The sequence below is a fragment of the Candidatus Bathyarchaeia archaeon genome, from assembly GCA_038882715.1.
Classification (GTDB): Archaea; Thermoproteota; Bathyarchaeia; order Bathyarchaeales; family DTEX01; genus DTEX01.
Window position 1 is genome coordinate 158,090 of record JAVZNR010000001.1, and the last position, 23,307, is coordinate 181,396.

The window sequence follows — 23,307 nt, forward strand, 5'->3', positions numbered from 1 at the left end:
GAGTATCTGGCATGATGAAGGTTACACTTGAAGGCTTAAAGGCAATATACCGCGGGATGTGCCCCAATTGTGGAGGGGATATTAGCGATCTAGAATTGCTGAATTTAGGGGTCTGTAGCAGATGTTTACCTACACCAATAACTGGTGCCGATAAAGAGAAAATTTATTTGGAGCTGGTTAAGAGGGGGCAGGTTGGCGAGTACACTAGGGTTTTAGAGATCGATTTTGAGCTCAAAAGATTCTCAGAGTTCTTTAGGCTTCTTATTGGCTCCAGACCATGGGCTCTACAGGAGGTTTGGGCGAAAAGGGTTTTGATGGGGCGAAGCTCCTCAATAGTTGCCCCAACAGGCATTGGTAAGACCCATTTCGGTTTAATTATGGCTCTTTTTCTGGCAATGAAGGGTAAGAAGAGTTATATTATTGTGCCAACAAGCTTGCTAGTTAAACATTTATTAGATAGGGTTTCAGGCTTCTTGCAGAAACTATATGAGTTGGAAGGAGCTAGTTTAACGGTCATAGGCTATTATTCCGGTATGCGGAAGAAGGAGACTGAGGAGGTTATAAACCGTATCATAAACCGAGACTTCTCCATACTCATAACAACAGACCGCTTCCTTTATAATAGGTTCGATATAATCAAGGAAGTATCCTTCGACTTCATATTCGTCGACGACGTCGACTCATTCCTAAAATCCCCAAAAAACATAGATAAAGTTGTTTTCCTAATGGGGTTCACGCCCGAAGATGTTGAGAGGGCCGAAAACACTACGTTGGCACGTTCACCCGAAGCGAAACGTGACAAAGTTCTTGTAGTCTCAGGAGCGACATTAAGGGGAAAGAGGACTAAACGCATAAAAATATTTAGGCGACTATTTGGTTTTGAACCGGGCTTTAGCCCCGAGTTTGTCAGGAATATAGCGAACCTCTATATTGAACCTGAAAAAGATGTTAAAGAAGAGGTCGTAGAGATAATTAAGAGACATGGCCCCGGCTGCCTAGTTTTCGTTCCGCAGGTTAGAGGTCTAGATTACGCTAGAGAGATAACCGCAGCGTTGAGGGAGGCTGGAATAAGCTCATTCGTCTATGAGAGAATGAGCCCAAGAATGTTGGAGAAATTTGTGAACGGCGAATACACCGTGCTAGCCGGGGTCGCAAGCAACAGGAGCCCGCTAGCTCGAGGGCTGGATCTGCCGGAAACGATCAGGTATGTTGTCTTTGCCGGAGTGCCGAGGAGGGAGATAAGGGTTAAGGTTGACGAGTGTAGTCCACAGAAGATTCTCACTCTTCTTAAAGCTCTGTCGCCTTTCTTTGAAGAAAAGTTTTCTCGAGAAGTAGCCCCTGTTATGTCAGCTCTTTCCAAAATAGTTCCCGTTAGCAAAGATATAATTGATAGGATTAGGGAGGCTGATGAGAAGAACATTGAGCTGGGTGGATTTCCAGGCTATGTTCAGAGAGTTGTGAAGGAAGCGAGGAAGCTTCTGGTTAAAATAATGGAGGATGCAGATTTAAAGAAGGTAATTGAGAGGCTTGACGTTGACGTAAAGATTGAGGGAAAGGAATATGTTTTATTCATGCCCGATGTCGCTGGTTACGTGCAGGCGTCAGGCAGAGCGTCAAGATTTTATGCCATGGGTATAAGCCGAGGCGTATCCATAGTCGTAGTTGATGACAAGAAGGCTTTTCATGGATTAAGCAAAAGAATTCAGCTGGCAACCGATGAAGAGTTCGAAAAATACGATCTAGAGAAAGCTCTAGACGAGTTTAGGCAAGTCGATGCGGACAGAGAGATGATCAGGAAGATTCGTGAAGGTAAATTTACCATAGACGCTGTCGACATCATTAGATCCGCGCTCATAGTCGTTGAGTCGCCGACCAAAGCTAGAACGATAGCCTACTTCTTCGGTAAACCAGCGAAGAGAGTTTTAGATGGGTTCACGGTTTACGAGGTTGCGAGCGGACAATTAATCTTAAACGTTATTGCCTCTGGAGGACACATATTTGATCTAACTACGGAGGGTGGCTTTCATGGAGTTCTAAAGGATGGCGAACACTATGTGCCCGTGTACACGGATATAAGAAGATGTAATAACTGTGGCGAACAGTTCACCGACCATGATGAATGCCCAGTATGCAAGTCTAGAAACATACGTTCAAAGAAAGATGTTGTAAACCTGCTTCGAAGACTAGCCATAGAAGTTAACAAAGTGTTTATTGCGACAGACCCGGATGCTGAGGGGGAGAAGATAGGTTACGATATTTATGTTGTCGTTAAACCATACTGCGGAAACATTGAGAGGCTTGAGTTTCATGAGGTGACGCGGAAAGCTCTGAGAAGAGCTTTATCGGAGCCTAGATCCGTTAAGCTACCCTATGTGCAAGCTCAGGTTGTTAGAAGGATTGAAGATAGGTGGATTGGTTTCGAGCTCAGTAGAAAGCTTTGGGAGCAATTTAAGATAATGACTCTCTCAGCAGGTCGAGTACAGACGCCGGTCTTGGGCTGGGTTATAAAGCGGTCTGATGAATTAAGAAACAAGATTCCGGTAGCCGACATAGAACTAGAAAACGGGCTGTCGGTTAAGCTCGTAAATCCGCAAAACGTTGAGGACTTAAGAAGAAGATTTAAGGAGGGGGAGCTAAAAGCTAGAATTGAGAATATTGGTTTCCGCGAAGATAGGTTTTATCCTCAACCGCCCTACACAACCGACAGCATGCTTAGGGACGCTGCCCAGAAGCTAGGTTTTACAGTTAGCTACACTATGGCGTTGGCGCAATCCCTCTTCGAGTCAGGTCTCATAACTTATCACAGAACTGATTCAACATTAGTCTCAACAACAGGCATAGAGGTTGCGCGACGCTTTATAGAGGAGAATCACCCAGGCTTATTTAGGCCAAGAGAGTATAAGAGTGAAGGCGCACACGAGTGTATAAGGCCGACTAAACCTTTAAACGTTAAACAACTACGCTTCTACTTAACGTCAGGTGTTTTGAGGATACCACAGAAGATCGGAGCCGATCACATGAAGCTATACGACATGATATTTAAGAGGTTTATCGCTAGCCAGATGAGCGAGGCAAAATGCTTAGTGCAGGAGTTCGACTTAAAGATTGATGCAAACACGGTGAGGCAAAGCAGAATAGTCAAAATTATTGAGCCGGGCTTCTTAGCTGTTAATCCTATCATCAAAGTTGAAAATGAGGTTGAAGAAGGCGAATATAGAGTTGTGCACATGAGAATTAGGCGTGAATCAACTGTTAGACCTCTTCGGGAAGGGGATTTAATATCGCTGATGAAAGAGAGGGGGATTGGGAGACCAAGCACATACTCTAAAATAATTGATATATTGATGAAGAGGCGATACATAATCGAAAACAACAGAGCAATATTTAACACAAAGCTTGGGAAAGCGGTATACGATTACTTGACTAAAAATTTTGGGTCTCTGGTCTCCGAAGAGTTAACTAGATCTCTCGAGGCAACAATAGATGCTATAGAGAATGGGCAGGTATGGTATCAAGATGTCCTTAAATCAATAGAGAACGAGATAAGAAGCATAGTAAGTAAGTAGAAGTAGGCGTCTTCCTCATCGGTTCCCAATAAAACTTTAAGCGTTAAGCGTTTAAATCCACCTTCTCCAAAATCGTGTGCTCTGGTGGTGGAGGAGGCAGTCTTTCCACAAAATTGAGACCATACTCTGTTTCTAGAAACTTTTCAAATTCGCGGAAAACTATACTCTCGGTTTCGTTTATTCTTAGGCATACTGGTTTTCCAGCATATGCTCCGCTCAAATCATAGAGGGCAGTGCTCCTCAAAGTATGAGAATCCTCTATGATAATAAGCATTAAATTTTCAGGCATCGGCTCTTGGAAAATCCAAGCCATGTAAGAGACATTTACTATTCGGTAGGATACGCCTTCTCTTATCGGAGCGCAATGTTTGGCGATAACGCTCTTAAAGGTTTTAGGATGAACCTTACGAACCCAGAAGAAAACATGATACTCCCCATTAGCATTCACAATATCCTCGTATTCCGACACCCACCACCCTACTTGCCTACATCTACGCTTAAACTGATTGATTAAATCCCAAACCTTAGGGACCTGCATCACTCTCAGATTTTTACTCCCCCAAATAAAATTTGAAAGACTGTGATTAATAGCTTTTACATTTTCCTAAAAACTTGATTGAATAAAAAATTAGATTTTTTCATCAATAAATGTATAAAACTCCCATAAAAAATGGTGCGATCCATAAAATAAGGAGTAACTTAGGCATTTCTCTTAGAGGCTGAATCGGCAGATAAATATGTAAAAAGGGGAAAAGAGAGGAAAAATCGGATAAAATAAACCTTCAGAAAAACCTATTTACTCTTTTTCCAAATAAATTGCTTAAACGTGACTAAGAGATGTGGTTTGGCTTATGCGCCCAAATGATGAAAGTTATATTCTGGTTTTTGACTGCGGGTCAACCAACATCAGAGCTGTTGCCGTTGACTCTATTGGAAATATACGAGCGTTTTCAAGCCTTCCAAACGGACCATGCCAGCAGCCTAATGGTAAACCCGGATGGCTGATCTGGGATTTTGAAGATATTTGGCGCAAAATATGCATGGTCTCCCGTGAAGTTTTAAAGCTGGTTGAGCCGAGAAAAATTAAAGCCGCCACGATAATAACTTGGGGCGCTGATGGGGCACCTGTTAAGCGCGATGGAAAATTAGTCTACCCACCTATTTCCTGGCAATGTCCGAGAACAAAGGATATAGCTAACAAAATTACCGAGCACATTAGCGCTTGGGAAATATTCAAGATTACTGGATACCAAATAATTCCATTTAACACATTATTCAAGATTATTTGGCTTAAAAAGGAGGTTCCTGAAGCCTTAAAGGAAGCTTACACGTGGCTTATGATGCCGGGTCTAATAGCTCATAGACTGACCGGAGCATTTCACATAGATCCGACGACGGCGTCCACCATGATGGCTATGGATCTCGGAAAAAGAACTTGGTCGCGTAGAATGCTTGAGCTTGCGGGTTTAGACGAATCGTTCTTTCCAGATTGGAGGGAGCCCGGCGAAGTACTGGGGTACGTGACCGAGGAAGCTGGGAGAGAATGCGGTTTACCTCCCAAAACGCCCATCATTGTCTGCGGTCACGATACGCAGTTCGCAATATTTGGCTCCGGTGCTAAGCCGGGCGAACCTGTCCTTTCAAGTGGAACATGGGAGATTCTCAGCATTAGAGTTGACTCTTTCAATCCGACGAGGAAAGGTTTTGAAGAAGGATTAATAATTGAAGCCGATGTTGAGAAGGGTCTTTGGAACCCGCAGTTTCTCATGATAGCGTCCGCCGTCGTAGAATGGATTTTACAGAATTTCTTCAGAGATATTGGCGAAAGAAAATATGAGGCTGTAATCAGCGAAATGGAGAAGATTCCGCCTGGCTCTGGCGGCTTAATCTTCATACCGAGCTTTGTGAGGGAAAGCGGCCCCCTGAAAAAATATGGTGCAATGGGGTCGATTCTAGGCCTAACGTTGCATTCTACTCGCAGCCAAATAATCCGCGCGGTCTTTGAGGGCCTAACGTTTCAGATGAAGGAGGCTCTTAAAAACCTAGTTGAATCGCTGAATGTGGAGGTTGATTGTATCAGAGTGGTTGGAGGAGGATCTAGAAATGATTTATGGAATCAGATGAGGGCTGATGCCGTAAGGCTTCCCGTTATAGTTCCAGCCCAGAGGGAGGCGGCGACGCTGGGCGCGGCGTTAATATCCTTTGTCGGAATAGGGCATTATGACTCTATTGACGAGGCAAGAAAAAGCTTCTTCACCGAAGAAAAAATATTTCATCCGACCCCCGCTAATAGCGAGGTTTTAGACAAAATATTTGAGAGATACCTGAGAGCTCTAGAGGATTTGAAGCATCTCTACGGGGCGATAGAACAGTGAGAGTGGATTGAGGATCAGAACATTACTTTAAAAGTATCTTTAAGATCTCTCTTAGATTATTCACCTTAAAGTCCGGCATATCTTCCGGCATATCTTCCGCATCGATCTTGCTTGCATTTTTCCGCTGTATCAATATCGTTTTCATACCAACTTTTTTCGCGCCTCTAATATCTATGTCTGGCGTATCACCCACGAAAACGGAGTCCGACGCCTTAACACCCAAGGCATTTAAGGCGACAAAGAAGATTTCTGGGCTTGGTTTACGCCTATTAACCTCGGCTGAAATAACTACCACGTCTAGAAGATCCTTAAGCCCATGAAGGAGTAAAAGTTTATGGGCGCATTCCGGAATATCGAAGTTTGATATAACACCCGTCCTATACCCATGTTTAAGTAGGCTTTGTAAAACGAAAGTTGCGTCTTCATCCGGGCGAACATGACGCATAAATTCTTCCGAGTATGCGTTGGCAGCGCCCATGGCGATTGGGCTGGTGGGAGCACAATCATAGCCTAGTTTAGCCAAAGTCTGTGAGACCCTGAAAGCAAAGTGCGGTTCCTCGAAACTTTTATGGATTCTTTCATATAATTGATTACGAACTTCAAGGTATATCTGCATAAAATCCCTATATGAAACGTTAACTCCATTTTCATTTAGAAACTTCCAAACGTTTCTCAAGCATTCCTCGTTAACTTTGCCGAAGCCTTCATCTTGCTCTATTAAGAGCAATGTATCGAATAAATCGAAAAGCGCCGCTTTAACATGTATCAGACAGCAACCTGATGATTTAACATTATTGGCCACTTTTCTCCACGCTCTAAGTCTACGCTACTCTTCAAAATGTTTCAAGTGCATCGCTAAAAGATATAGTTTTAGATTTCAGTCTGCTCTAGGAGCATAAATATCTGGAAGATCGTATTAGGATTAGGAAGAGGTGTCAATGTGCGCGTAAAATGCCCTACACTCGCGGTTATCGGCCGCAAGGCTTCAGGAAAAACGGCGGTTATCGAATCTTTAGTCCCAGAGCTCATTAAAGAAGGATTCTCAGTTGCTTCCATCAAACATATCGCGCATGAGAATTTCTCTATCGATAAGGAGGGAAGCGATACATGGAGGCACTATAGTGTTGGCGCTAACCCCGTTATAGCGTTCTCAAAAAGCGAAGTAGACATCATGGTTAGGACTCCAAACATCTCGCTAGAAGATATTTTTGGGGCCACGCTATTTTTTGGCGCCAACGTGATTATTCTAGAGGGGTTCTCGTCAATGATTCTTGAAGAGAGAAGCATAGGTAAAATCATATGTGTTAGAAACCTAGAAGAGTATGATGAATTCAAGGAGCATGTTAAAGACGATTTAATAGCGTTTTGTTCACTTCAGGACCTTGGAACGCATATATTGAACATTAAATGCAACCGACAAATTCTGGTTGAGAGAACGTTAAACTTCGTTAAGAGGAAAGCGAAAATATTTGAGATTATGAATTCTCTTGCTAGGTTGGATTGCGGTAAATGCGGCAGGAAAACGTGCGAGAATCTCGCCGAGGAAATATACTGCGGCACTGCGAGCGTTAGGGATTGCGTCGTTATGGAGATGAAAACAAAGATGAACGCTAGAGTTACTGTTCACGGTGAGGATATTCCTCTCCAACCTTTTGTAGCGGAGTTCATTAGGAGAACAATTTTAGCCATGGTTTCCTCTTTGAAGAACGTAAAGATAAGTGGTGACGAGGATGTTCGAGTGGACATTTCAAGGCGAAATTAAAAATTGCGACAATGGCGGTATATCGAGAAGCTTAAATGCTCGTCTTAGAAAGGATAAATAAAAGTGTTAGGGATGCTGATCCACATGATGCGTAAGGTAAGTTTTAACAGGAATTTCGTGGCTGTTGATCCAAGTAAATGTATAGGTTGCAGCATATGTGAATTTGTGTGCGCTTTAGAAAAGGAGAACGAGCCGAACCCAATAAAATCTAGAATAAGGGTTATACACCTGAACCCGGCGTTTAACCTAGCTGTGGCATGCCGCTTCTGCGAGAACGCCCCATGTATAAGAGCTTGCCCACGTAACGCCATCAAGCAGTCTGAGAGGGGAGGAGTACTTATCATAGACGAAGATAAATGCGATGGATGCATCCTATGCATACAGGCATGTCCCTATGGTGGAATAATGCTTGATCCGGACAGGAGAGTGGTCATAGCCTGCGACCTATGTAATGGAGAACCAAAATGCATAGAGTTCTGTCCAGAAGAAGCTCTGAAACTTGTTTCAGAGGACAAGCTCTTCAATGAGATGCTGCATTCCACTGTAGAAAAATTGCCAAGAACCCTTGAAGAAGTTTCCAGTATAGTTAAAAGCGGGAAGCTGAATGGAATATTTGCTGAAGCAGAGGAGAGAGCTCGAAGGATAGAGGAAAAGCTCAGGGCTCTAAAAATCATAGAAGCTAAAACCAGTGTGAAGAAGCCGCCATCTCCCAAGTAACTAGGTATCATCTAGATTCTCGCAGCATCATTATTCCTATTCTACGTCAGAAAAACCTCTTAAAAATTCAGAGATTCTGGACGCGCTTCTTGAGGTCTTAAACTCAAAACCGCATTTTGGACATTTAACGTACTCGCAGCTTAAGGAGGATAGTATTCTATCGCAGCTTTGGCATGAGACTGCTCTAGCATATAGAATATCGAACTGAAAGCCGCACTCAGGACACGTTATTATCTGACCTTTCCGCGCCACTCACAATCCCCTTCGCTTGAACCCTTATACCTTTGATGTTGCCTCTGAAATAAAACCATTTTGTCGAGACTTAGCGAAAAAGTTTCTGAGCCTTCAATATATTTAAATAGTGATTTTGAGTTAACATTAGATCAATATTAAGTGAAAATATTTAATGGATGGAATGGCATGGAAAAATTTCTGCCAATTCTTGATGTTATTCGGGTTAGGCTTGGGGAGATTCTCTCAAAGAATAAGGATGGAATGAGCTCTTGGGATCTTGTGAAGCTCAAGAATGTAGGTGATGAATTGCTTAAATTGTCGGCAGACTTATATCCGCAGTTATTTCAGGTTGGACATAGAATACTTTATCAGTCTATAAGGGAGGCTGGATTAGGGATAGTATGGAGAATATCGCTGATCGAGAGCTACGGGGAAGTTAAAATCGAGGATAAAGAATATTTTGAGAGTGTTTATGAAGCGCTCCTAAATATACACAGAAAAATTGAGAGCGGAGAATATTATAGGGCTTTAGTCGAAGTTGCTGACAAGAAGAAAGATGAGAAAGAAACGTTTATCTCATAAACTATAACTTAAAAGCCCTGCTTACCCTTGACTATTTAGGACTTTTTCCTTAATCTTCTCAAAGCCGATCAAGGCTATGGAGGCTGCTTCGAGAAAGGTTTGAACAGGAACTATTTTTATGCCACGCTCAAAGAGCAATTTCTCCACCCCAAAACTCTTTAACCTATCGTAATTATATTTCGGTATAACCAGAATACGGGCATACTGATCCGATAATGCCGCTTCAATCTTACCCATCCCACGATAATCGAGGCCGCCAACAGGCCAAACCTCACCCAGCGCGGTTATAGCCCCAGTCATAATAACTGTTGGATCCACCTCAACACCGGTGAAAGCTGAAAGCATCGCTATAGCTATTGCGAGGCCAGCTGAGGGGCCTGAAACGGGCGCTCTCGTCGCCCCCAGCCCATATGGCTGCTTCTCCATTCCTTTTGCGGGGGTTACTATCTCAACGTAAACGTCATAGTCTTTGAAGCTCCAGTTTGAAATCGAGTTTATATATATGAAGGCATCATATGCGCTTGCAAGTATGCTTTCACCGGTCTCGCTCCCAATGACATGCACTTTCCCCGAACCCTTTGGATTAGCGACAACCTCCACTACCCCAACAAGTCCTCCGACCTCACCACGTTCCCCTAAAGCTATAAGCCCATAGCTTTTCCCTATTTCAGGTTTCGGCATTCTCACGGTTTCTAAAATCATCCTCTTGGCCTCCTCAACGGCCTCATCGTAAGTTCTCTCTAGAGCCTTTTCAAAATGATATAGTTTCAGCGGATAGTTTTCAGGACTAACATTCTCAAGTTTCGCTAAGAGACCCGGATCGTCAGGCCTAACGTTAAGCACCGAGAATAGGCGCTCTAAATCATTTTCATAGAGATTCTTTATTTCATCAACTTTTTCAGGCCTATGTTTCATCGCCTCTAGAAGCCTATAGCAGGCCTCAAGCTCCTTTGTTCTAAGACGGTTAGTATCGTCAATCGTGTCCGCGATCTTCCTTGGGCTCAATATCTTTTTCTCAAATATCCTTAATATGTCGCTGGATGTTAAGCCCTTCTCTAAGTGATGCTTATATCGCCTAAGATGAATCTCTATTATCTCAAGCTTCTCTTCCCTATTCTTTGGGTAAGTAAACTCGAAATGCCTTGTGAAGCGCTCAAGTAAAGCTGGGTCAAGAACATCAACGCGATTTGTTGCTCCAATAACAACCACGTTTGTAAGCGGCGTAAAACCATCCATCTCCGTGAGCAACTGAGCAACGACCCTATCGATAACTGGGTCATGCGTCCCTCTTCTAGGCGCAATGGCATCAATCTCATCAAAAAATATTATTGCGGGCGCATTTTTACGCGCATCCTCAAAAATGTCACGTATGGTTTTCTCAGGATCACCATAATGTCCTTGGAGAATTGACGGGCCATTAATATTGTAGAACCAGACATTATTCTCTCCAGCTATCGCCTTAGCCAGTAGGGTTTTGCCAGTTCCGGGCGGACCATAAAATATGAAGCCTTTCGGCGGCTTATAGCCTGCTTTGACAGCTAGGTTGACGTCTAATGCCAAGGAGATCTCTTTAATTATCTCCTCCTTTATTCCGTGAAGCCCGCCAACATCGCTGTATCTTTCTCTTGGAGCTATTCTGAGCATCGCCCTTTTCGCCGCTTCAGTCTTCTCTGTAGTGGTGTAGCTCTTTAGCTTCCGTGCAGCATCCCTGAAATCATTTAGGCTTACTTCTACAGTGTTTTTATTTTGCTGATCATTTTTAGGTCCCAGTCCCAGTAAAATTCTACTTATAATGCTGCTTTGGATGGGCTTGGTTTTTTCATTCATGACCATGTCAAATGCATTACATACGTCTGCAGGGGTTAATCTTACTCCACCGACGCTTCTCAATGAATCCTCAAGAGCATCTACTATCTCGCCGGGGCTGATTTGTATTCCATATTTCTCACATTTTCTTCTTGCGATTTCAATGAGCATGGCCCTATTAACTCCGGCGTCAAGGTCTATTGTTCCCACGATCCCTCTGCGCCTAAGGGTCTCAGTGATTGTTTCATACTCATTTGTGGATATCAGCAAAACACACCTGTAATTTTTCTTCTGGAGATCATCAATCTTCTCTAGGAAAACTGTCTGAACCCTCTTCTCTTCCATGCCAACCTCCGTTGACGATGTGAAGCGGCTTCCGAAAGCATGGAACTCGTCAATCAATATGATGCTTGGTCTCTGGAAAGCTCCCTCAAAAAAGGCGCTGAGCTGCTGAGCGCTTCTACCATACCACATAGTGTAGACTTCTTCTGGTTTCAGAGAAGCGTAGTAAACTATCAGCCCATACTTTAAACCGGCTTCAAAAATCTCCCGCTGACAAGCTTCAGCGAAAAAAGTTTTACCGCTGCCAGAGCTCCCCTTTAATATGAAGATTTTTGGTGGTGGAACCGGGCTGTTCTTTCGAACTTCTGGATCTCTAAATATGTGATAGTAGGCGCTCAAGAGAATTCTTTCAAACTCCTCATCTCTTCCCACAACGTCGTTTCTCGTAACCTTTGGAAAATCCATCCTTTTCCTTATTACCTTAGCTTTCTTCTCAACCTCAGCCTTTCTTTTCTCAGGCGGTTTTTGTAGAAACCTCCATAACCTATACTGCCATGAAGTTAAGTAGAGTAATGGTGAGAAAATTTTCCTTAATATAGGTCTATTATACCACCATTGATTTGTAAATTCTTCCTCCTTATCCTCATCATAATACATTTATTTCACCCACCAACAATTATCCAGTAAACTTGATACAGCACATAGAGGCTAGCGAGAATAGATACGCCAACCAGCATCCAGCGGAATTTTGAAACGCCCTCTCTCTTACTCTTAAAGTATGAATCTAGGACGAAAAATATGTTAATGTAAGCTATAAATGCGCTTATTAGAGCAAAAAACAAGGCGTTCACTGGTGTAGGAAACTTAATGTTGAATATGCTCGATGAGCCTACCTTTTGGGCAACCAAAACTATGTTAATCCTATAGTTCGCTGTTTTATTGTCGTTAGGCGTCATTTTAATCGCATATAGCTCTATGAAGTATCCTTGAGATGTTATGGAAGCTGGCTTATTTTTTCCATAGAAATCGCGGTCACTTGCGTAAACGCCTATAGTACCATTCCACGCATTATTTGAAGAGAAAGATATTAAAAGATTGTAGACGCCCTCCGACTCTAATTGCGCATACACTACTGAAACTTCTCGTCCATATTGAATCTCCTTTGGGGAAAATGAAACCCTGAAGTCGCTTGATCTTGATGCATTGCACTTGACCCATAAATTATCTACTGGCGGCAGTATGAAGATTACTAGCCAATCACCTACTTGAACTATTGCGTTAAGATCAGTTTCAAAAGTCGGCGGATTTCCATCCGCATAAGCGATAATCGGGCTGGCCGCCGAGTAGAAGAATATAATGTTGCCCAAGAGAATTAAGACCATAGGTAGAGAAACTTCTAGACCGACGAAGATGCTGGCACATTCGCTGAGAAAACTCCTTAGCATCATCCTCAATTCTTCCAAGAAAATAATTACTTTTACTTTTCAATAAACATTTCCCTTAACGGATAAATTAATTATTTTCCCCAGAAATATTTAGTGATAGTGCTTCGCCCTAGCGGACTGATATCTTATGTCTAAACGTAAGTATTGGGGTGAAATTAAAGATCCCATATACGGATACGTCTATGTGACCGAGGCTGAGAAGAAAATAATCGATTCGTTCCCATTCCAGAGGCTACGCAGGATAAGGCAGCTAGCTGGCGCCGAATACGTTTATCCCGGAGCCAACCATACTAGATTTGAGCATTCGATTGGAGTTATGCATCTAGCCGGATTAATCGCCGATAACCCACAGATATCCCAAATTTTAACTGAAGATGAAGCCCAAATGATAAGGATAGCGGCTCTGCTTCATGACGTTGGACACGGCCCCTTCTCCCATATTTTCGAACATGTACTTACAAAGTTCTTGGGCAGGACGCATGAAGATATGACCTTTTGGATAATCACGACCTCCGAGCTTAGGGACATTATAAGCGAGCTAGGCTATGATCCAAAAGTTGTCGGGGCACTATCTATTGGGCGCTTAAATAAGCCTAAAATGGCTTTCATGGATCAAATAATTAGAAGCGCTGTCGATGCCGATAAACTGGACTTTGTTGTTAGAGACACGTATCACACTGGAGCAGAATATGGATTTGTGGATGTTATACGCTTAGTGCGTACATTAGACGTTATCGATGGAAACTTGTCAGTTGATATAGGCGCTCTATCAGCCCTAGAATCATTTATACTTGCACGCATAGAATCATTCAAGAGCATCTACTTTCACAGGGTTGGTAGAGCAGTACAAATAATGCTCGCCATCGCCATGGAGCGCGCTAAAGACGACTTAAACTTAGTGGATTTTAAGTCCCCCGAAGAGTACCTATCCTTAAACGATTACACTTTATGGACAAAACTGAAGGAGTGTGAAAAATCAAGAGAGATCATTGAAAGATTGGAGAGAAGAAGACTTATAAAATGTGCGTATGACCCTCCGCCATTCTACATTAGAGATAAAATTGTGTCAACAATATTTAATGTTGAAGGCATAAGAAACCGGATAAGAGACCAGATAGCTGAAGAAGCCAATGTTGACCCGCAGAGCGTAATAATCGATGTCCCAACGCTCCCCTCGGTTCCATACCACCATGCTTTCCCAATGGAGCCGATGGAAATACCCGTTTTTCAGAAGATTAGAGATGGTAGGAAAATTTCTGGTAGATTGAGTGATGTCTCCGAAATATTTGATTTGCTTAAAGGATTCATGAACATACTAAGGGTTTACACTGAGGAAGAATATTTAAAGAAGGTTCAAGAGGTTTCTGAAAAACTTTTCGGCGAGCTACCGTTCTCAATGAGGATATCCTATTAAATAGATCATTTGGTGATGAAAATGGAGATCATATTAAGGGGTCGGCCCATAGTCTCCGGAAATGCTAGTGGAGTAGCTCTAGTCTCAACGAAACCTCTCAGCTTTTTAGGCGGCATAGACCCTAAGACCGGGGTTATTATTGAAAGAAACAATGATCTTTTCGGCAAAACCATTAAAGATTCTATCCTATGTTTCCCCCATGGGCATGGTTCAACAGTTGGCAGCTTTGTCCTATACGCTCTTGCTAAGAACGGCTTGGCACCTAAAGCTATAGTAAACACGCTGGCAGATCCAGTCGTAGTCGTTGGCGCAGTCATCGCCAACATACCCATGATCGACAGGGTGGATATAAGCCAAGTAAAAACAGGTGACCTAGTTGAGGTAAACGGTTGCTCAGGCACTATTAGGGTCTTAAGGAAGTGAAAACATGTATTTAAGCAAAGAGGAGGAGCGGATCTATGATGGGGAGCTTGGCTGGGCATATGAGGTCTCGATGAAGATACTTGTTAAGTTGGGCGATCTTTATGGGGCTAGACGCCTTATACCTGTTGAGTCAGCGCATATATCGGGCGTCTCATATAAGACTATTGGCGATGCTCCAATAGAGTTCCTAGAGGCTTTGGTGGAATCTAATGGAAGAGCTAGAGTGAAAGCGACCACAAATCCGTCCGGCATAGATTACGAAGAGCCAACATTTAGGCTTCTTCCAAAACATATCATTGAAAAGCAGAAGAGGATAATAGAGATATATGAAAGCCTAGGGATCGAAAGCTCTTTAACATGTACACCATACTACATTGAGCCAGTTCAAAGCGGCGACCATTTATCCTGGGCTGAATCTTCAGCAGTCATTTACGCCAACTCACTGCTTAAAGCATGGACGAACCGCGAGGGTGGGCCCAGCGCACTCGCATCGGCGTTAATAGGTAAGACGCCTGACTACGGCCTTCATCAGCCGGAGAACCGCCGCATCTCAGCGATCGTTAAAGTTGAAGCGGATCTTTTAAGCGAAACCGATTACGGTTTGCTTGGGATGCATTTAGGTAAAGTTTTGGGCGACAAGATTCCATTAATTCAGGGCAAAATTATCGGGGAAGAATTATTCCTGAAGCAGATGGGCGCCGCGATGGCTACAAGCGGAATGGTTCCGATGTTCTATTTCGGTGATCTGAAGGATGCGTCCCAGAGAGCAGATGAAGCGATATCAGTAGATAATAAAGATATCAGTAGAACTTACGAGGAGCTTTCGTCGGCGCTTGAAAAACCAGATTTAATCTTCATCGGATGCCCCCACTGCTCCCTAGAGGAGATCAAACATATTTCAAACCTTTTATATGGGAAGAAGATTAGGAGCGACGTTAAACTGTGGGTTTGCACGTCAAGGTTTATCCGCAGTAAAGCAGCCGAATACGTGGAGATCATCAAGTCTTCTGGAGGATGCGTCATATCTGACACTTGCGCTGTTGTTACGTGGTTAAAAAATCTCGGCGTAGAAAACCTGATAACCAACTCGGCGAAAACAGCCTATTATGCGCCTTTAATGAGTAATGTTAAGGCCATGCTCTTGCCAATGAAAAAATGTATAGAGATAGCCATCCAAAAGTGAAGTGGAAAAAGCTCATCTCTTCCTAAATTTAAGCGTACTTAATACTTTGGCAGCTCTCTCCGTTAGAGGCGTCGTTGCCCTCTCAAATCTCTCCTTCTCAGCCTTTAGCGGCCGCGTTGCATCTACGCCAACTTTAGTTGTTAGCCCCGTTTCCATATCCGCCGAGGGGTCGAGGGTTGACCCCCTCACGTTTCTGATCAACAGGAGGTCTTCGTCTCCCTGAAATCTCGTTGCTATAGCCCATTCAACCTCCTCTGGACTAAAAACATCTATGTCAGCATCGACAACTATAGCATGTTTTAGGCTTGGGTGCGCTGCAAAGGCCGCCAGTAAAGCGTTCTTCGCGTCGCCGTCAGTCTGCTTATCGATCGAAATTATGGTGTGTAGCCACCCGCATCCCCCAGTGGAGAGATTAACGGCCTTAACTCTCGGCACAACCTTTGATACAGCGTCGTATATCATTGCTTCCCTAGGCAGCCCCATAAGTAACATGTGCTCAGGCCCGCCCGGTAGAAGCGCTTGATAAATATATTTTTCTCTACGCATGACGCCGACAATCTTCACAACTGGCTGATGCCTTGGGATATCGTAGGCTCCAGTTATATCTACAAAGGGGCCTTCTAAAGCCTCCTCTCTACATGAGATTTTACCCTCAAGAACTATCTCGGACTCTGCCGGCGCGTATGCGTCAACTTTCTCACATTTTATTAGCTTGAGCTTACCTTTAAGCAGCCGGTTCGCCACCCAGTACTCGCTGACCCCAAAGGGTGGCGACGCTGCCGCTGCTAAAAGTATGGCTGGGTGAACCCCAATGGATATAGCCACATCAAGATCTCTCCCAGAGTCCTTTGCCATACTCCATAGCTTAAACAGATGCCTCGGAACAAGCCTTATAGCTAGCCGCCTATCGTCTAAAACCAATAGTCTATGAATTGAAACATTTTCGATGCTTCCATCCAGGCTCCTTGCTGAAACCACGGCCGACGTTATGTATGGTCCAGCATCACGTTCATAATGCTTCAGAACTGGAATTTTTGAGAGTCTAGGCTCCTCGATAACCTCTTTTACTGGGGAATCATCTATTATTTGGGGTTTTTCAGGTCTATTGATGGCGTCGATCATCTCTAGATGTAACCTATCTTCCGTGATTCCTAGTGAAGCGCATATTCTTCTCCTGGTTGCACAGACGTTTCCAACAACCTTAGCACCATCGTATCCCTCAACATTATCGAAGAAAATTATTGGAGGATTCGTTGGAGAGAAATTCCTCATTATTGCTGAGATCTCAAATATGGGTGAAACGCTTTCCTCTACATGAATCGCCTCATTGAGGTCTTCCATGTATTTAAGGAATTCTCTAAGACTCAATCTCTCTTCTCCTTCACAATTTTTTCCAGAAGTCTCAGGAATATCTGTCCAGCCTTCACTTCATCAGCTGTTTTCAGAAATGTTGAGACTAAAACTATCTTATTCGTGAGGGCGGCAAGCCGCTCAGCTATCAGCCTAGCGGTAATGGTGCTCCGTTCACCTAAGAGCACTGAGGATAGGGGCAACCTAGACATTTCAGGTCTATATGGTACTGAGACAGCAAGCGTTCCTAAGTTTTCCTCATCGCCCTCACTTAACAACACTATGTAAGAGTTCCCTAGCTCTATCACCGTGGCCGAGAATTTTCTCCCTTCTTCAACGGTTTCCTCATGAAAAACTCTCGTCCGGCTCAACGCTATCAGACCTAACCCTAAGTCTTAGAAAGGATTCTCTTTAATTCCTCGCCGTTCTTTTTCCACCAGCTAAAGAGTATCCTCAAATCGATATTTAAGTTAAAGTTGTGAACCCCAAGCTCAATATATCTCTTCGCATCCTCTGGACCCCCTATTTCCGCTCTTGGAGCTACACCCATCTTTAAGGCAGTCTTAATTACTTTTTCCTCAGCTTCCCTAACCTTCGGATGATTTACTTCGCCCGGCAAACCTATGCTTATCGAGTAATCCATTGGGCCAAACTGCACCATATCTACTCCTTTAACGGAAAGTATCTCCTCAAGGTTATCTACAGCTTCTCTCTTCTCAATCATTAATGCAACCACGGAATCCCTACAGCTTTTCACAAGGTCCGCTGCCGAGGCTAAGGCTCCCACATAACCGACTCTTCTATCTAACCTAAATCCATTTATCCCTTCAGGCTCCATTCTAACCGCTTTAACGGCTTCCTCAGCATCCTCAACAGACCTAATGTCCGCGAACAAAATATTCTGTATTCCGGCAGCTAACGCCCTCTCGGCAAGATAGACTCTTGGCTGTTGATCAATCTTTATCATCGTTGAGAGGCCAACCAGCTCCGCAGCCCTAGCCAAATTATCTAGGTCATGTAAGTCGTATGGGCCGTACTCGCCTAGAAACTCAACATAATCGTACATCCCCGTATAGCCAATCACCTCAACTATACCAGGCCATGGACAGATTATTCTCGTTCCAATAGTTGGTTCGCCCCTTCTCAAAAGCTCCCTAAGCTTATTAACCCTCATATCAATTTCCCTCGTGGCTAAACAAAAACAATACATAGAAACTCCTTAATTTAAATCTTAGTTTAAATTTAGCATTCCAACCACGCGGAGGAAAAGCTGATGGGAGAACTCCAATCTTTCGAGGAAGAAGACGTTGAAGTTCAAAGAGAAAGAGCTAGAAAAATACTCGAAGTCTTAAGAGGCAGTTTTTCGATCCCGGATTTTTCAGACATCGTGAAGGATCCGTTTAAGGTTCTGGTAAGAACAATTATAAGCCAATCAACATCCGAGAGAAACACTCAGAGAGCCTTTGAGAATCTACTGGCTAAAATGCCGGTGACCCCAAAAAGCTTAGCTGAAGCCGACGTCAAACGCATCGAGGAAGCCCTAAAGGTTGCAGGTTTATACAGGAATAAGTCGGTTGTTCTTAAAGAGGCGTCAAAGATGATAGTTGAGAAATTTAGCGGAAGCCTTGACTTCATATACTCGTTACCGCTGAACGAGGCTAGAGAAAAATTACTGAGTTTACCGGGAGTTGGACCTAAAACCGCGGACATAGTTTTGCTTTTCTGCGCTGGAAAACCGATTTTACCAGTAGATACGCATGTTCAAAGGGTTTCTAAGAGGCTTGGTTTAGTACCGAGAGATGAGAGAAAATACGATTCTATTAGGTTAAGAATCGAGAGGCTATACTCTCCCAAAGAATACTTTGATGTCCATATGCTCCTCATAGCTTTGGGAAGAAAATTCTGTAAATCTTTGAAACCCCGCTGCTCTCAATGCGTAGTTAACAATTTATGTCCTTCCGCGAACCTTTAGAACCAACCTTAGCGAAAATCAATCTCGCTTCCCTTCTCGCTTAACTTTATTTGTCCAACGCAAACTTTCGATACCGTTCCATTAACGTTAGTGTACGCTTTTAATACTCCTCGACCGTAATCTATAGAGTTTATTATTCCAATGCCTAAAAATTTTCCCTCATTGTCCTCCAGAGATATCAGCAGCCCTTTCTCATCGCCTTCATTTATGATTCTAACCGGCTTATTGAATTCTGAGGCAATCTTAAGTTTCTCATCTTCACTTAACACAGAGCCTTCTTTTAATACTAAGATTATGCAGCTTTGCAGGTTCTCGCAGTATACGAGCCTATCACCTATAATTTCCTCAACCCTCTTTTTAAGGGATTGATCGATCTTGCCGCTAAGTTCTAGGCTCCCATGCAACTTTATCCAACTTAATGGTATGGTACGTATCTTTGCGTCCCTCAAATACCTCCTATACAGGGTTTCTCTAATGATTTTCCTCGTCTCCCGATTCCTTCTCTTCACATTTTTCGGCGTTTCAACCGTTAATAAATGAGTCTTCACATTAACCAAAGAATCTACTAGCGGATTTAACGATTCGCCGCTCTGCACTAGGGCAGTAAACGTTGGTTTAAGAGCATCAACCAGCTGACACTTATATCTTACAGCCTCAGCCCCCTCAACCCAGCCATCAGTGTTAACTATTATGAAATCCGACCCCATTTCCACGGCCTTATCCCTTAGCCTCAATAAACCATTTATAACCTGTCCCACTACGCCGTATGGGCTTGTGCTGCCAATGAAAATCGCGTCAGCCAGCGGCAGGTTAACTAGGTCGACAGCTGATTTCCTCATAAGGCTTAAACCCAGCGTTCCAGGAGGCCCTATATCAGATTGACCTAGGTCTCCATCCACAAGAGCAACTTTTCGCCCATTATTTAAAGCCATGTTGGCTAGATACGTGCAAAAGCTTGTTTTTCCAGAATCAACCCCACCCAGTACGGCGACCTCCACCCTCCCGCTAGTTGACAGCGTCTTGCTTGCGGCCTCTTTCCATGAGTTGGGTATTGGATCCTCATCAACAATGCTGAAGGATGCCGCGTTTCCAAGAGATATCTCAACCTGCGAATCTTCAAGAGCTTCGAAAGGTATTCTTCTCCCCCACCTAACAACTAGATGGTCGCTTGCTTTCAGTAGGGCTCCAAAGGACCTCATGGATCCTGACCGAATAGTAATGCATGCTGGTCCGTCCACTAGGAGCGTTTTTCCGCGTTCAACTCTTTGCTCCATGTAACACTATTCCCTCCGAAGCTTTTCACCTTTTCTTGAAGCTATTTTTACAGCGGAATCAGCATCACTTAACTTTTTTTTAACCCCGCTTTCTTTCAGAATGCTTGTGCCTTCTTCATCAACCATTTCGATGGTTATGTTTTTTGGAAGAACCCTCTCCAATCTACGCGTCAACTCGGTAGCTAAGTTGGGCACACCTCTCCCGATCCTAATCCTCTTAACTCTTGAGGGTGCATTTAGCTCTGCCAATATTGAGTTTACAGCCCCCTCTACGCTTGAAAACTCCTCTCTTTTAATGGGCTTACCGTCAGCGAGAACCGCTACACCAAATGTTTTTCCCGGATCAACCCCAATAATAAGCTCTTCGTAATAATTTTTGTTCATAGATATTCGTAAGGCTTCATCTATAACGCTCGATGGATCTGATTCAACATTATAAACTAAAATTTGTGGATGAGTTATTAAAGGTCCCTCATTCTCAGTTGTTACGACTACTTTAACTGAGGGGGGAATCGCCTCTCCGGGCACTATGCTCACGAATGGAATACCCCTATTTTTAAGCTCGTTGACAAGCTTATAGTATGCCTTTCCATTGACTGTTGAAACAGCTATTTTTGCGCGAACCCTCATAATATTACCGCTCAGAGCATCCAATTTATTTACTACAGAAAAGACTAAATTTAAATTTTTAACCATTTTTAGTTTGTGGGATGATTGAGGCGCTGGATACCTACGGGCTGCCCTCCACTTGACAATGTGCTAGAAGGCGGCCTTAAACCAGGCGAATTAACGCTCATATATGGTGAGGCTGAAACTGGGAAGACTAGCTTAGCAATTCAATGTTCTGTAAGCTCGGCGAGAATGGGCTATAAGACGATATTTATTGATGCTGATGGAACATTCTCATTGGAAAGGTTTTCTCAGATAGCCGCTCAAGACTTTAATGAAACACTACAGCTTTTAATTCTTTTTACACCTTCAACGTTTGAAGAACAATCTAATCTGGTGGACAACTTAGAGAAGTTCATCGGCGGGGATCTAGGCTTAATAGTTTTCGATACAGTAACCTCATTATATCGTGCGGAGATTGGAAGTAAGGAAGATGCTTTCAAAGTGAATAGAGAACTTAATCGTCAGGTCGCCATGCTAGCTCAGATAGCCAGAAAATTTCAGATACCAATTTTAATCACAAGTCAGGTGAGAAGTGTTTTAACAGATTTTGATGCGCTTATAGAGCCGGTTGCCTCTAGAGTCCTAAGATACTGGTCAACTTCAATTATCGGCTTATTCAAAACAAGTAAAGCAAACGTGATTAGGGCAAGCATTGAAAAAGTTTATGGGGTTGAAAAGAAAATAACGATTTATCTGCTCTTGGATAGTTCAGGTATACGGGAATATGGGAGAGCAATGTATATAGTTTAGCGGTGAAAAACAATGTTCCTTAACGAAATATTCAGCGCATTATACTATGTTTTTCCAGCGTACTGTGCGAACGCGTCACCGGTTATTTTCGGTGGCGGAAAACCCATCGATTACGGGAAAAAATTCGTTGATGGAAAACCAATATTTGGCCCAAATAAAACCTACAGGGGTTTTATTTCCGGAGTATTAATCGGCACGCTTGTCGGATATATTCAGGAAACTGTTGCACCAACCTATGGTTTGCCGGCAGGTAATGTTCTTCGAGGCTTTACCTTATCGCTGGGAGCGCTTATAGGTGACCTAATAGGTTCATTCGTGAAGAGAAGATTGAACCTTAAGCCCGGAGCCCCGTTTCCGGTGATCGACCAGGTATTTTTTGTCGTTTTTGCCCTACTGTTTTCACTAGCCGTTGAACCCAGCTCACTATCGTTTACAGGGGCTATTTTGATAATCTTTTTAACTATCCCGATCCATATTTTAGTCAACGCTATAGCTTATCTGCTACGATTAAAGGACACACCATGGTGACCATCCAAAATTTAATACATTTTATATTTGCCCCGAGAATAAGAAAAACATTAGAGAAAAAATATGGGTCTCCCGATGTTTAACATAGCGAGGGCATCTCTTTGCACATGTCTCCCAAAATACAACATAAATCCATATCTAGGTAAGTGCGCCCATAACTGCGTGTACTGTTATGCTATTAAATTTCCGAGCTTTACAGGTCCGGTGACGCCGAGACTTAACCTTAAAGAGGAAATTTCTAGAGTGGTTAAAAGAACAAAGATGCGTCTGCCAGTTATGCTCAGCGGTTCAACAGACCCATATCAGCCGCTCGAAAGAAATTACAGGGTAACTAGAAGGTGTATAGAGGTCTTATCTGAGAACCATTTCCCCATACTAATAGTTACGAAATCAGATTTAGTTATCAGAGATATTGATCTTCTAAAGAAGACTTCTAGCGTTGTATCTATGACCATTACCACACCCCGCAATGATGTTGCCAGCATTATAGAGCCAAACGCTCCCGGGCCAAATGCGCGTTTCAGCGCGCTTAAAAGAATTGTAGACGAGAATATACCGGCCGTGGTCAGAATAGATCCGATAATTCCATCGGTTAACTCCGACATCGATGATCTTGAGAAAATAGTTTCTAAGTCTTCTGAGATAGGTGTTAAACAAATAACAGCCTCCACAATGAAGATGGTTAAGAACATGCTGCCAAATATTAGACGTGAAAATCCCAATCTTTCGAGAAGATTAATGGATCTTTACAGAGATGGTGAATGGATTGGAGGCTATAAATATTTGAACAGAGATTTAAGGCGGAGCATACTCGTTAGATTAAAATCTATAGTTGAAGATTACGGCTTAATGTTCGCGACATGTAGAGAAGGCTTTCCAGATCTTAATACGACAATATGCGATGGAACAGCGTATTGCCGCATCACGCTAAATGGTTTTCTCGCGGCTAAGAAACACCACGCTAACTAATGA

22 protein-coding genes are annotated in these 23,307 nt (G+C 43.2%); 12 read left to right on the forward strand and 10 right to left on the reverse strand.

Going from position 1 to position 23,307, the window contains the following annotated elements:
• Positions 1-11: 11 nt before the first annotated feature.
• Positions 12-3,566: a reverse gyrase gene (rgy, locus tag QXR61_00830; protein MEM3756497.1), complete on the forward strand. Its 3,555-nt coding sequence runs from the start codon at positions 12-14 to the stop codon at positions 3,564-3,566.
• 43 nt (positions 3,567-3,609) lie between these two features.
• Here rgy and QXR61_00835 read toward each other — a convergent pair whose 3' ends face one another.
• Positions 3,610-4,107: a hypothetical protein gene (locus tag QXR61_00835; GenBank protein MEM3756498.1), complete on the reverse strand. Its 498-nt coding sequence runs from the start codon at positions 4,105-4,107 to the stop codon at positions 3,610-3,612.
• Positions 4,108-4,417: 310 nt separating this feature from the next.
• Between QXR61_00835 and QXR61_00840 the strand changes: the two genes are divergently transcribed.
• Positions 4,418-5,941, forward strand: a complete 1,524-nt coding sequence (locus QXR61_00840; protein ID MEM3756499.1) for an FGGY family carbohydrate kinase — start codon at positions 4,418-4,420, stop codon at positions 5,939-5,941.
• A gap of 22 nt (positions 5,942-5,963) precedes the next feature.
• On the opposite strand, the gene QXR61_00845 is transcribed toward QXR61_00840, so the two are convergent.
• Positions 5,964-6,743, reverse strand: coding sequence for an HAD-IA family hydrolase (locus tag QXR61_00845; protein ID MEM3756500.1), 780 nt, complete (start codon positions 6,741-6,743; stop codon positions 5,964-5,966).
• 138 nt (positions 6,744-6,881) lie between these two features.
• Here QXR61_00845 and mobB point away from each other — a divergent pair, with 138 nt between their 5' ends.
• Together mobB and QXR61_00855 are read left to right on the forward strand one after the other, a co-directional pair.
• Complete coding sequence (mobB, locus tag QXR61_00850) at positions 6,882-7,703, forward strand: molybdopterin-guanine dinucleotide biosynthesis protein B (GenBank protein ID MEM3756501.1); 822 nt, start codon at positions 6,882-6,884, stop codon at positions 7,701-7,703.
• An 84-nt stretch (positions 7,704-7,787) separates the two neighbouring features.
• Positions 7,788-8,420 (forward strand): 4Fe-4S dicluster domain-containing protein, encoded by a 633-nt coding sequence (locus QXR61_00855; GenBank protein MEM3756502.1) that lies wholly within the window; start codon positions 7,788-7,790, stop codon positions 8,418-8,420.
• Positions 8,421-8,456: 36 nt separating this feature from the next.
• On the opposite strand, the gene QXR61_00860 is transcribed toward QXR61_00855, so the two are convergent.
• The gene (locus QXR61_00860) at positions 8,457-8,672 is read right to left on the reverse strand and encodes a hypothetical protein (GenBank protein MEM3756503.1); all 216 of its coding nucleotides are present in this window, start codon (positions 8,670-8,672) and stop codon (positions 8,457-8,459) included.
• Between the two features lie 168 nt (positions 8,673-8,840).
• Between QXR61_00860 and QXR61_00865 the strand changes: the two genes are divergently transcribed.
• Positions 8,841-9,236 carry a hypothetical protein gene (locus QXR61_00865; GenBank protein MEM3756504.1) on the forward strand — a complete coding sequence of 132 codons (396 nt, stop codon included), beginning with the start codon at positions 8,841-8,843 and terminating at the stop codon, positions 9,234-9,236.
• Positions 9,237-9,257: 21 nt separating this feature from the next.
• Here QXR61_00865 and QXR61_00870 read toward each other — a convergent pair whose 3' ends face one another.
• Positions 9,258-11,981: an AAA family ATPase gene (locus tag QXR61_00870; protein ID MEM3756505.1), complete on the reverse strand. Its 2,724-nt coding sequence runs from the start codon at positions 11,979-11,981 to the stop codon at positions 9,258-9,260.
• A 5-nt stretch (positions 11,982-11,986) separates the two neighbouring features.
• Positions 11,987-12,772 carry a hypothetical protein gene (locus tag QXR61_00875; GenBank protein ID MEM3756506.1) on the reverse strand — a complete coding sequence of 262 codons (786 nt, stop codon included), beginning with the start codon at positions 12,770-12,772 and terminating at the stop codon, positions 11,987-11,989.
• 124 nt (positions 12,773-12,896) lie between these two features.
• On the opposite strand from QXR61_00875, the gene QXR61_00880 reads away from it, so the two are divergent.
• From QXR61_00880 to QXR61_00890, 3 genes are read left to right on the forward strand one after another with little or no spacing between them, the layout of a single operon-like run.
• Positions 12,897-14,183, forward strand: a complete 1,287-nt coding sequence (locus QXR61_00880) for an HD domain-containing protein (GenBank protein ID MEM3756507.1) — start codon at positions 12,897-12,899, stop codon at positions 14,181-14,183.
• 21 nt (positions 14,184-14,204) lie between these two features.
• Positions 14,205-14,606 carry a DUF126 domain-containing protein gene (locus QXR61_00885; GenBank protein MEM3756508.1) on the forward strand — a complete coding sequence of 134 codons (402 nt, stop codon included), beginning with the start codon at positions 14,205-14,207 and terminating at the stop codon, positions 14,604-14,606.
• 4 nt (positions 14,607-14,610) lie between these two features.
• Complete coding sequence (locus tag QXR61_00890) at positions 14,611-15,789, forward strand: aconitase X catalytic domain-containing protein (protein ID MEM3756509.1); 1,179 nt, start codon at positions 14,611-14,613, stop codon at positions 15,787-15,789.
• 12 nt (positions 15,790-15,801) lie between these two features.
• On the opposite strand, the gene QXR61_00895 is transcribed toward QXR61_00890, so the two are convergent.
• The 3 genes from QXR61_00895 to QXR61_00905 are packed head-to-tail and all read right to left on the reverse strand — an operon-like array spanning position 15,802 to position 18,313.
• Complete coding sequence (locus tag QXR61_00895) at positions 15,802-17,157, reverse strand: UbiD family decarboxylase (protein MEM3756510.1); 1,356 nt, start codon at positions 17,155-17,157, stop codon at positions 15,802-15,804.
• Positions 17,154-17,510 carry a proteasome assembly chaperone 4 family protein gene (locus tag QXR61_00900; GenBank protein ID MEM3756511.1) on the reverse strand — a complete coding sequence of 119 codons (357 nt, stop codon included), beginning with the start codon at positions 17,508-17,510 and terminating at the stop codon, positions 17,154-17,156. The genes QXR61_00895 and QXR61_00900 overlap by 4 nt, the downstream gene beginning before the upstream one ends.
• Positions 17,511-17,527: 17 nt before the next feature.
• Positions 17,528-18,313, reverse strand: a complete 786-nt coding sequence (locus tag QXR61_00905; GenBank protein ID MEM3756512.1) for an aldolase/citrate lyase family protein — start codon at positions 18,311-18,313, stop codon at positions 17,528-17,530.
• Positions 18,314-18,412: 99 nt separating this feature from the next.
• Between QXR61_00905 and nth the strand changes: the two genes are divergently transcribed.
• Positions 18,413-19,111, forward strand: a complete 699-nt coding sequence (gene nth, locus QXR61_00910) for an endonuclease III (protein MEM3756513.1) — start codon at positions 18,413-18,415, stop codon at positions 19,109-19,111.
• Between the two features lie 8 nt (positions 19,112-19,119).
• Here the strand turns inward: nth and QXR61_00915 are convergent, their stop codons facing one another.
• Both QXR61_00915 and QXR61_00920 read right to left on the reverse strand, forming a co-directional pair.
• Positions 19,120-20,385 carry a Clp1/GlmU family protein gene (locus tag QXR61_00915; protein MEM3756514.1) on the reverse strand — a complete coding sequence of 422 codons (1,266 nt, stop codon included), beginning with the start codon at positions 20,383-20,385 and terminating at the stop codon, positions 19,120-19,122.
• Positions 20,386-20,391: 6 nt separating this feature from the next.
• The gene (locus tag QXR61_00920) at positions 20,392-21,015 is read right to left on the reverse strand and encodes a hypothetical protein (GenBank protein MEM3756515.1); all 624 of its coding nucleotides are present in this window, start codon (positions 21,013-21,015) and stop codon (positions 20,392-20,394) included.
• A gap of 84 nt (positions 21,016-21,099) precedes the next feature.
• Here QXR61_00920 and QXR61_00925 point away from each other — a divergent pair, with 84 nt between their 5' ends.
• From QXR61_00925 to QXR61_00935, 3 genes are all read left to right on the forward strand, one after another.
• Positions 21,100-21,807, forward strand: coding sequence for an AAA family ATPase (locus QXR61_00925; protein MEM3756516.1), 708 nt, complete (start codon positions 21,100-21,102; stop codon positions 21,805-21,807).
• A 12-nt stretch (positions 21,808-21,819) separates the two neighbouring features.
• Positions 21,820-22,335, forward strand: a complete 516-nt coding sequence (locus QXR61_00930) for a CDP-2,3-bis-(O-geranylgeranyl)-sn-glycerol synthase (GenBank protein MEM3756517.1) — start codon at positions 21,820-21,822, stop codon at positions 22,333-22,335.
• A 63-nt stretch (positions 22,336-22,398) separates the two neighbouring features.
• The gene (locus QXR61_00935) at positions 22,399-23,304 is read left to right on the forward strand and encodes a radical SAM protein (protein MEM3756518.1); all 906 of its coding nucleotides are present in this window, start codon (positions 22,399-22,401) and stop codon (positions 23,302-23,304) included.
• The last annotated feature ends 3 nt before the right edge of the window (positions 23,305-23,307 follow it).

Coding starts and splice junctions, on each gene's coding strand:
- rgy (MEM3756497.1), top strand. CDS start 12: ATGATGAAGGTTACACTTGAAGGCTTAAAGGCAATATACCGCGGGATG.
- QXR61_00840 (MEM3756499.1), top strand. CDS start 4,418: ATGCGCCCAAATGATGAAAGTTATATTCTGGTTTTTGACTGCGGGTCA.
- QXR61_00855 (MEM3756502.1), top strand. CDS start 7,788: ATGATGCGTAAGGTAAGTTTTAACAGGAATTTCGTGGCTGTTGATCCA.
- QXR61_00865 (MEM3756504.1), top strand. CDS start 8,841: ATGGAAAAATTTCTGCCAATTCTTGATGTTATTCGGGTTAGGCTTGGG.
- QXR61_00870 (MEM3756505.1), bottom strand. CDS start 11,981: ATGTATTATGATGAGGATAAGGAGGAAGAATTTACAAATCAATGGTGG.
- QXR61_00875 (MEM3756506.1), bottom strand. CDS start 12,772: ATGATGCTAAGGAGTTTTCTCAGCGAATGTGCCAGCATCTTCGTCGGT.
- QXR61_00880 (MEM3756507.1), top strand. CDS start 12,897: ATGTCTAAACGTAAGTATTGGGGTGAAATTAAAGATCCCATATACGGA.
- QXR61_00885 (MEM3756508.1), top strand. CDS start 14,205: ATGGAGATCATATTAAGGGGTCGGCCCATAGTCTCCGGAAATGCTAGT.
- QXR61_00890 (MEM3756509.1), top strand. CDS start 14,611: ATGTATTTAAGCAAAGAGGAGGAGCGGATCTATGATGGGGAGCTTGGC.
- QXR61_00905 (MEM3756512.1), bottom strand. CDS start 18,313: ATGAGGGTTAATAAGCTTAGGGAGCTTTTGAGAAGGGGCGAACCAACT.
- nth (MEM3756513.1), top strand. CDS start 18,413: ATGGGAGAACTCCAATCTTTCGAGGAAGAAGACGTTGAAGTTCAAAGA.
- QXR61_00915 (MEM3756514.1), bottom strand. CDS start 20,385: ATGGAGCAAAGAGTTGAACGCGGAAAAACGCTCCTAGTGGACGGACCA.
- QXR61_00920 (MEM3756515.1), bottom strand. CDS start 21,015: ATGAGGGTTCGCGCAAAAATAGCTGTTTCAACAGTCAATGGAAAGGCA.
- QXR61_00930 (MEM3756517.1), top strand. CDS start 21,820: ATGTTCCTTAACGAAATATTCAGCGCATTATACTATGTTTTTCCAGCG.
- QXR61_00935 (MEM3756518.1), top strand. CDS start 22,399: ATGGGTCTCCCGATGTTTAACATAGCGAGGGCATCTCTTTGCACATGT.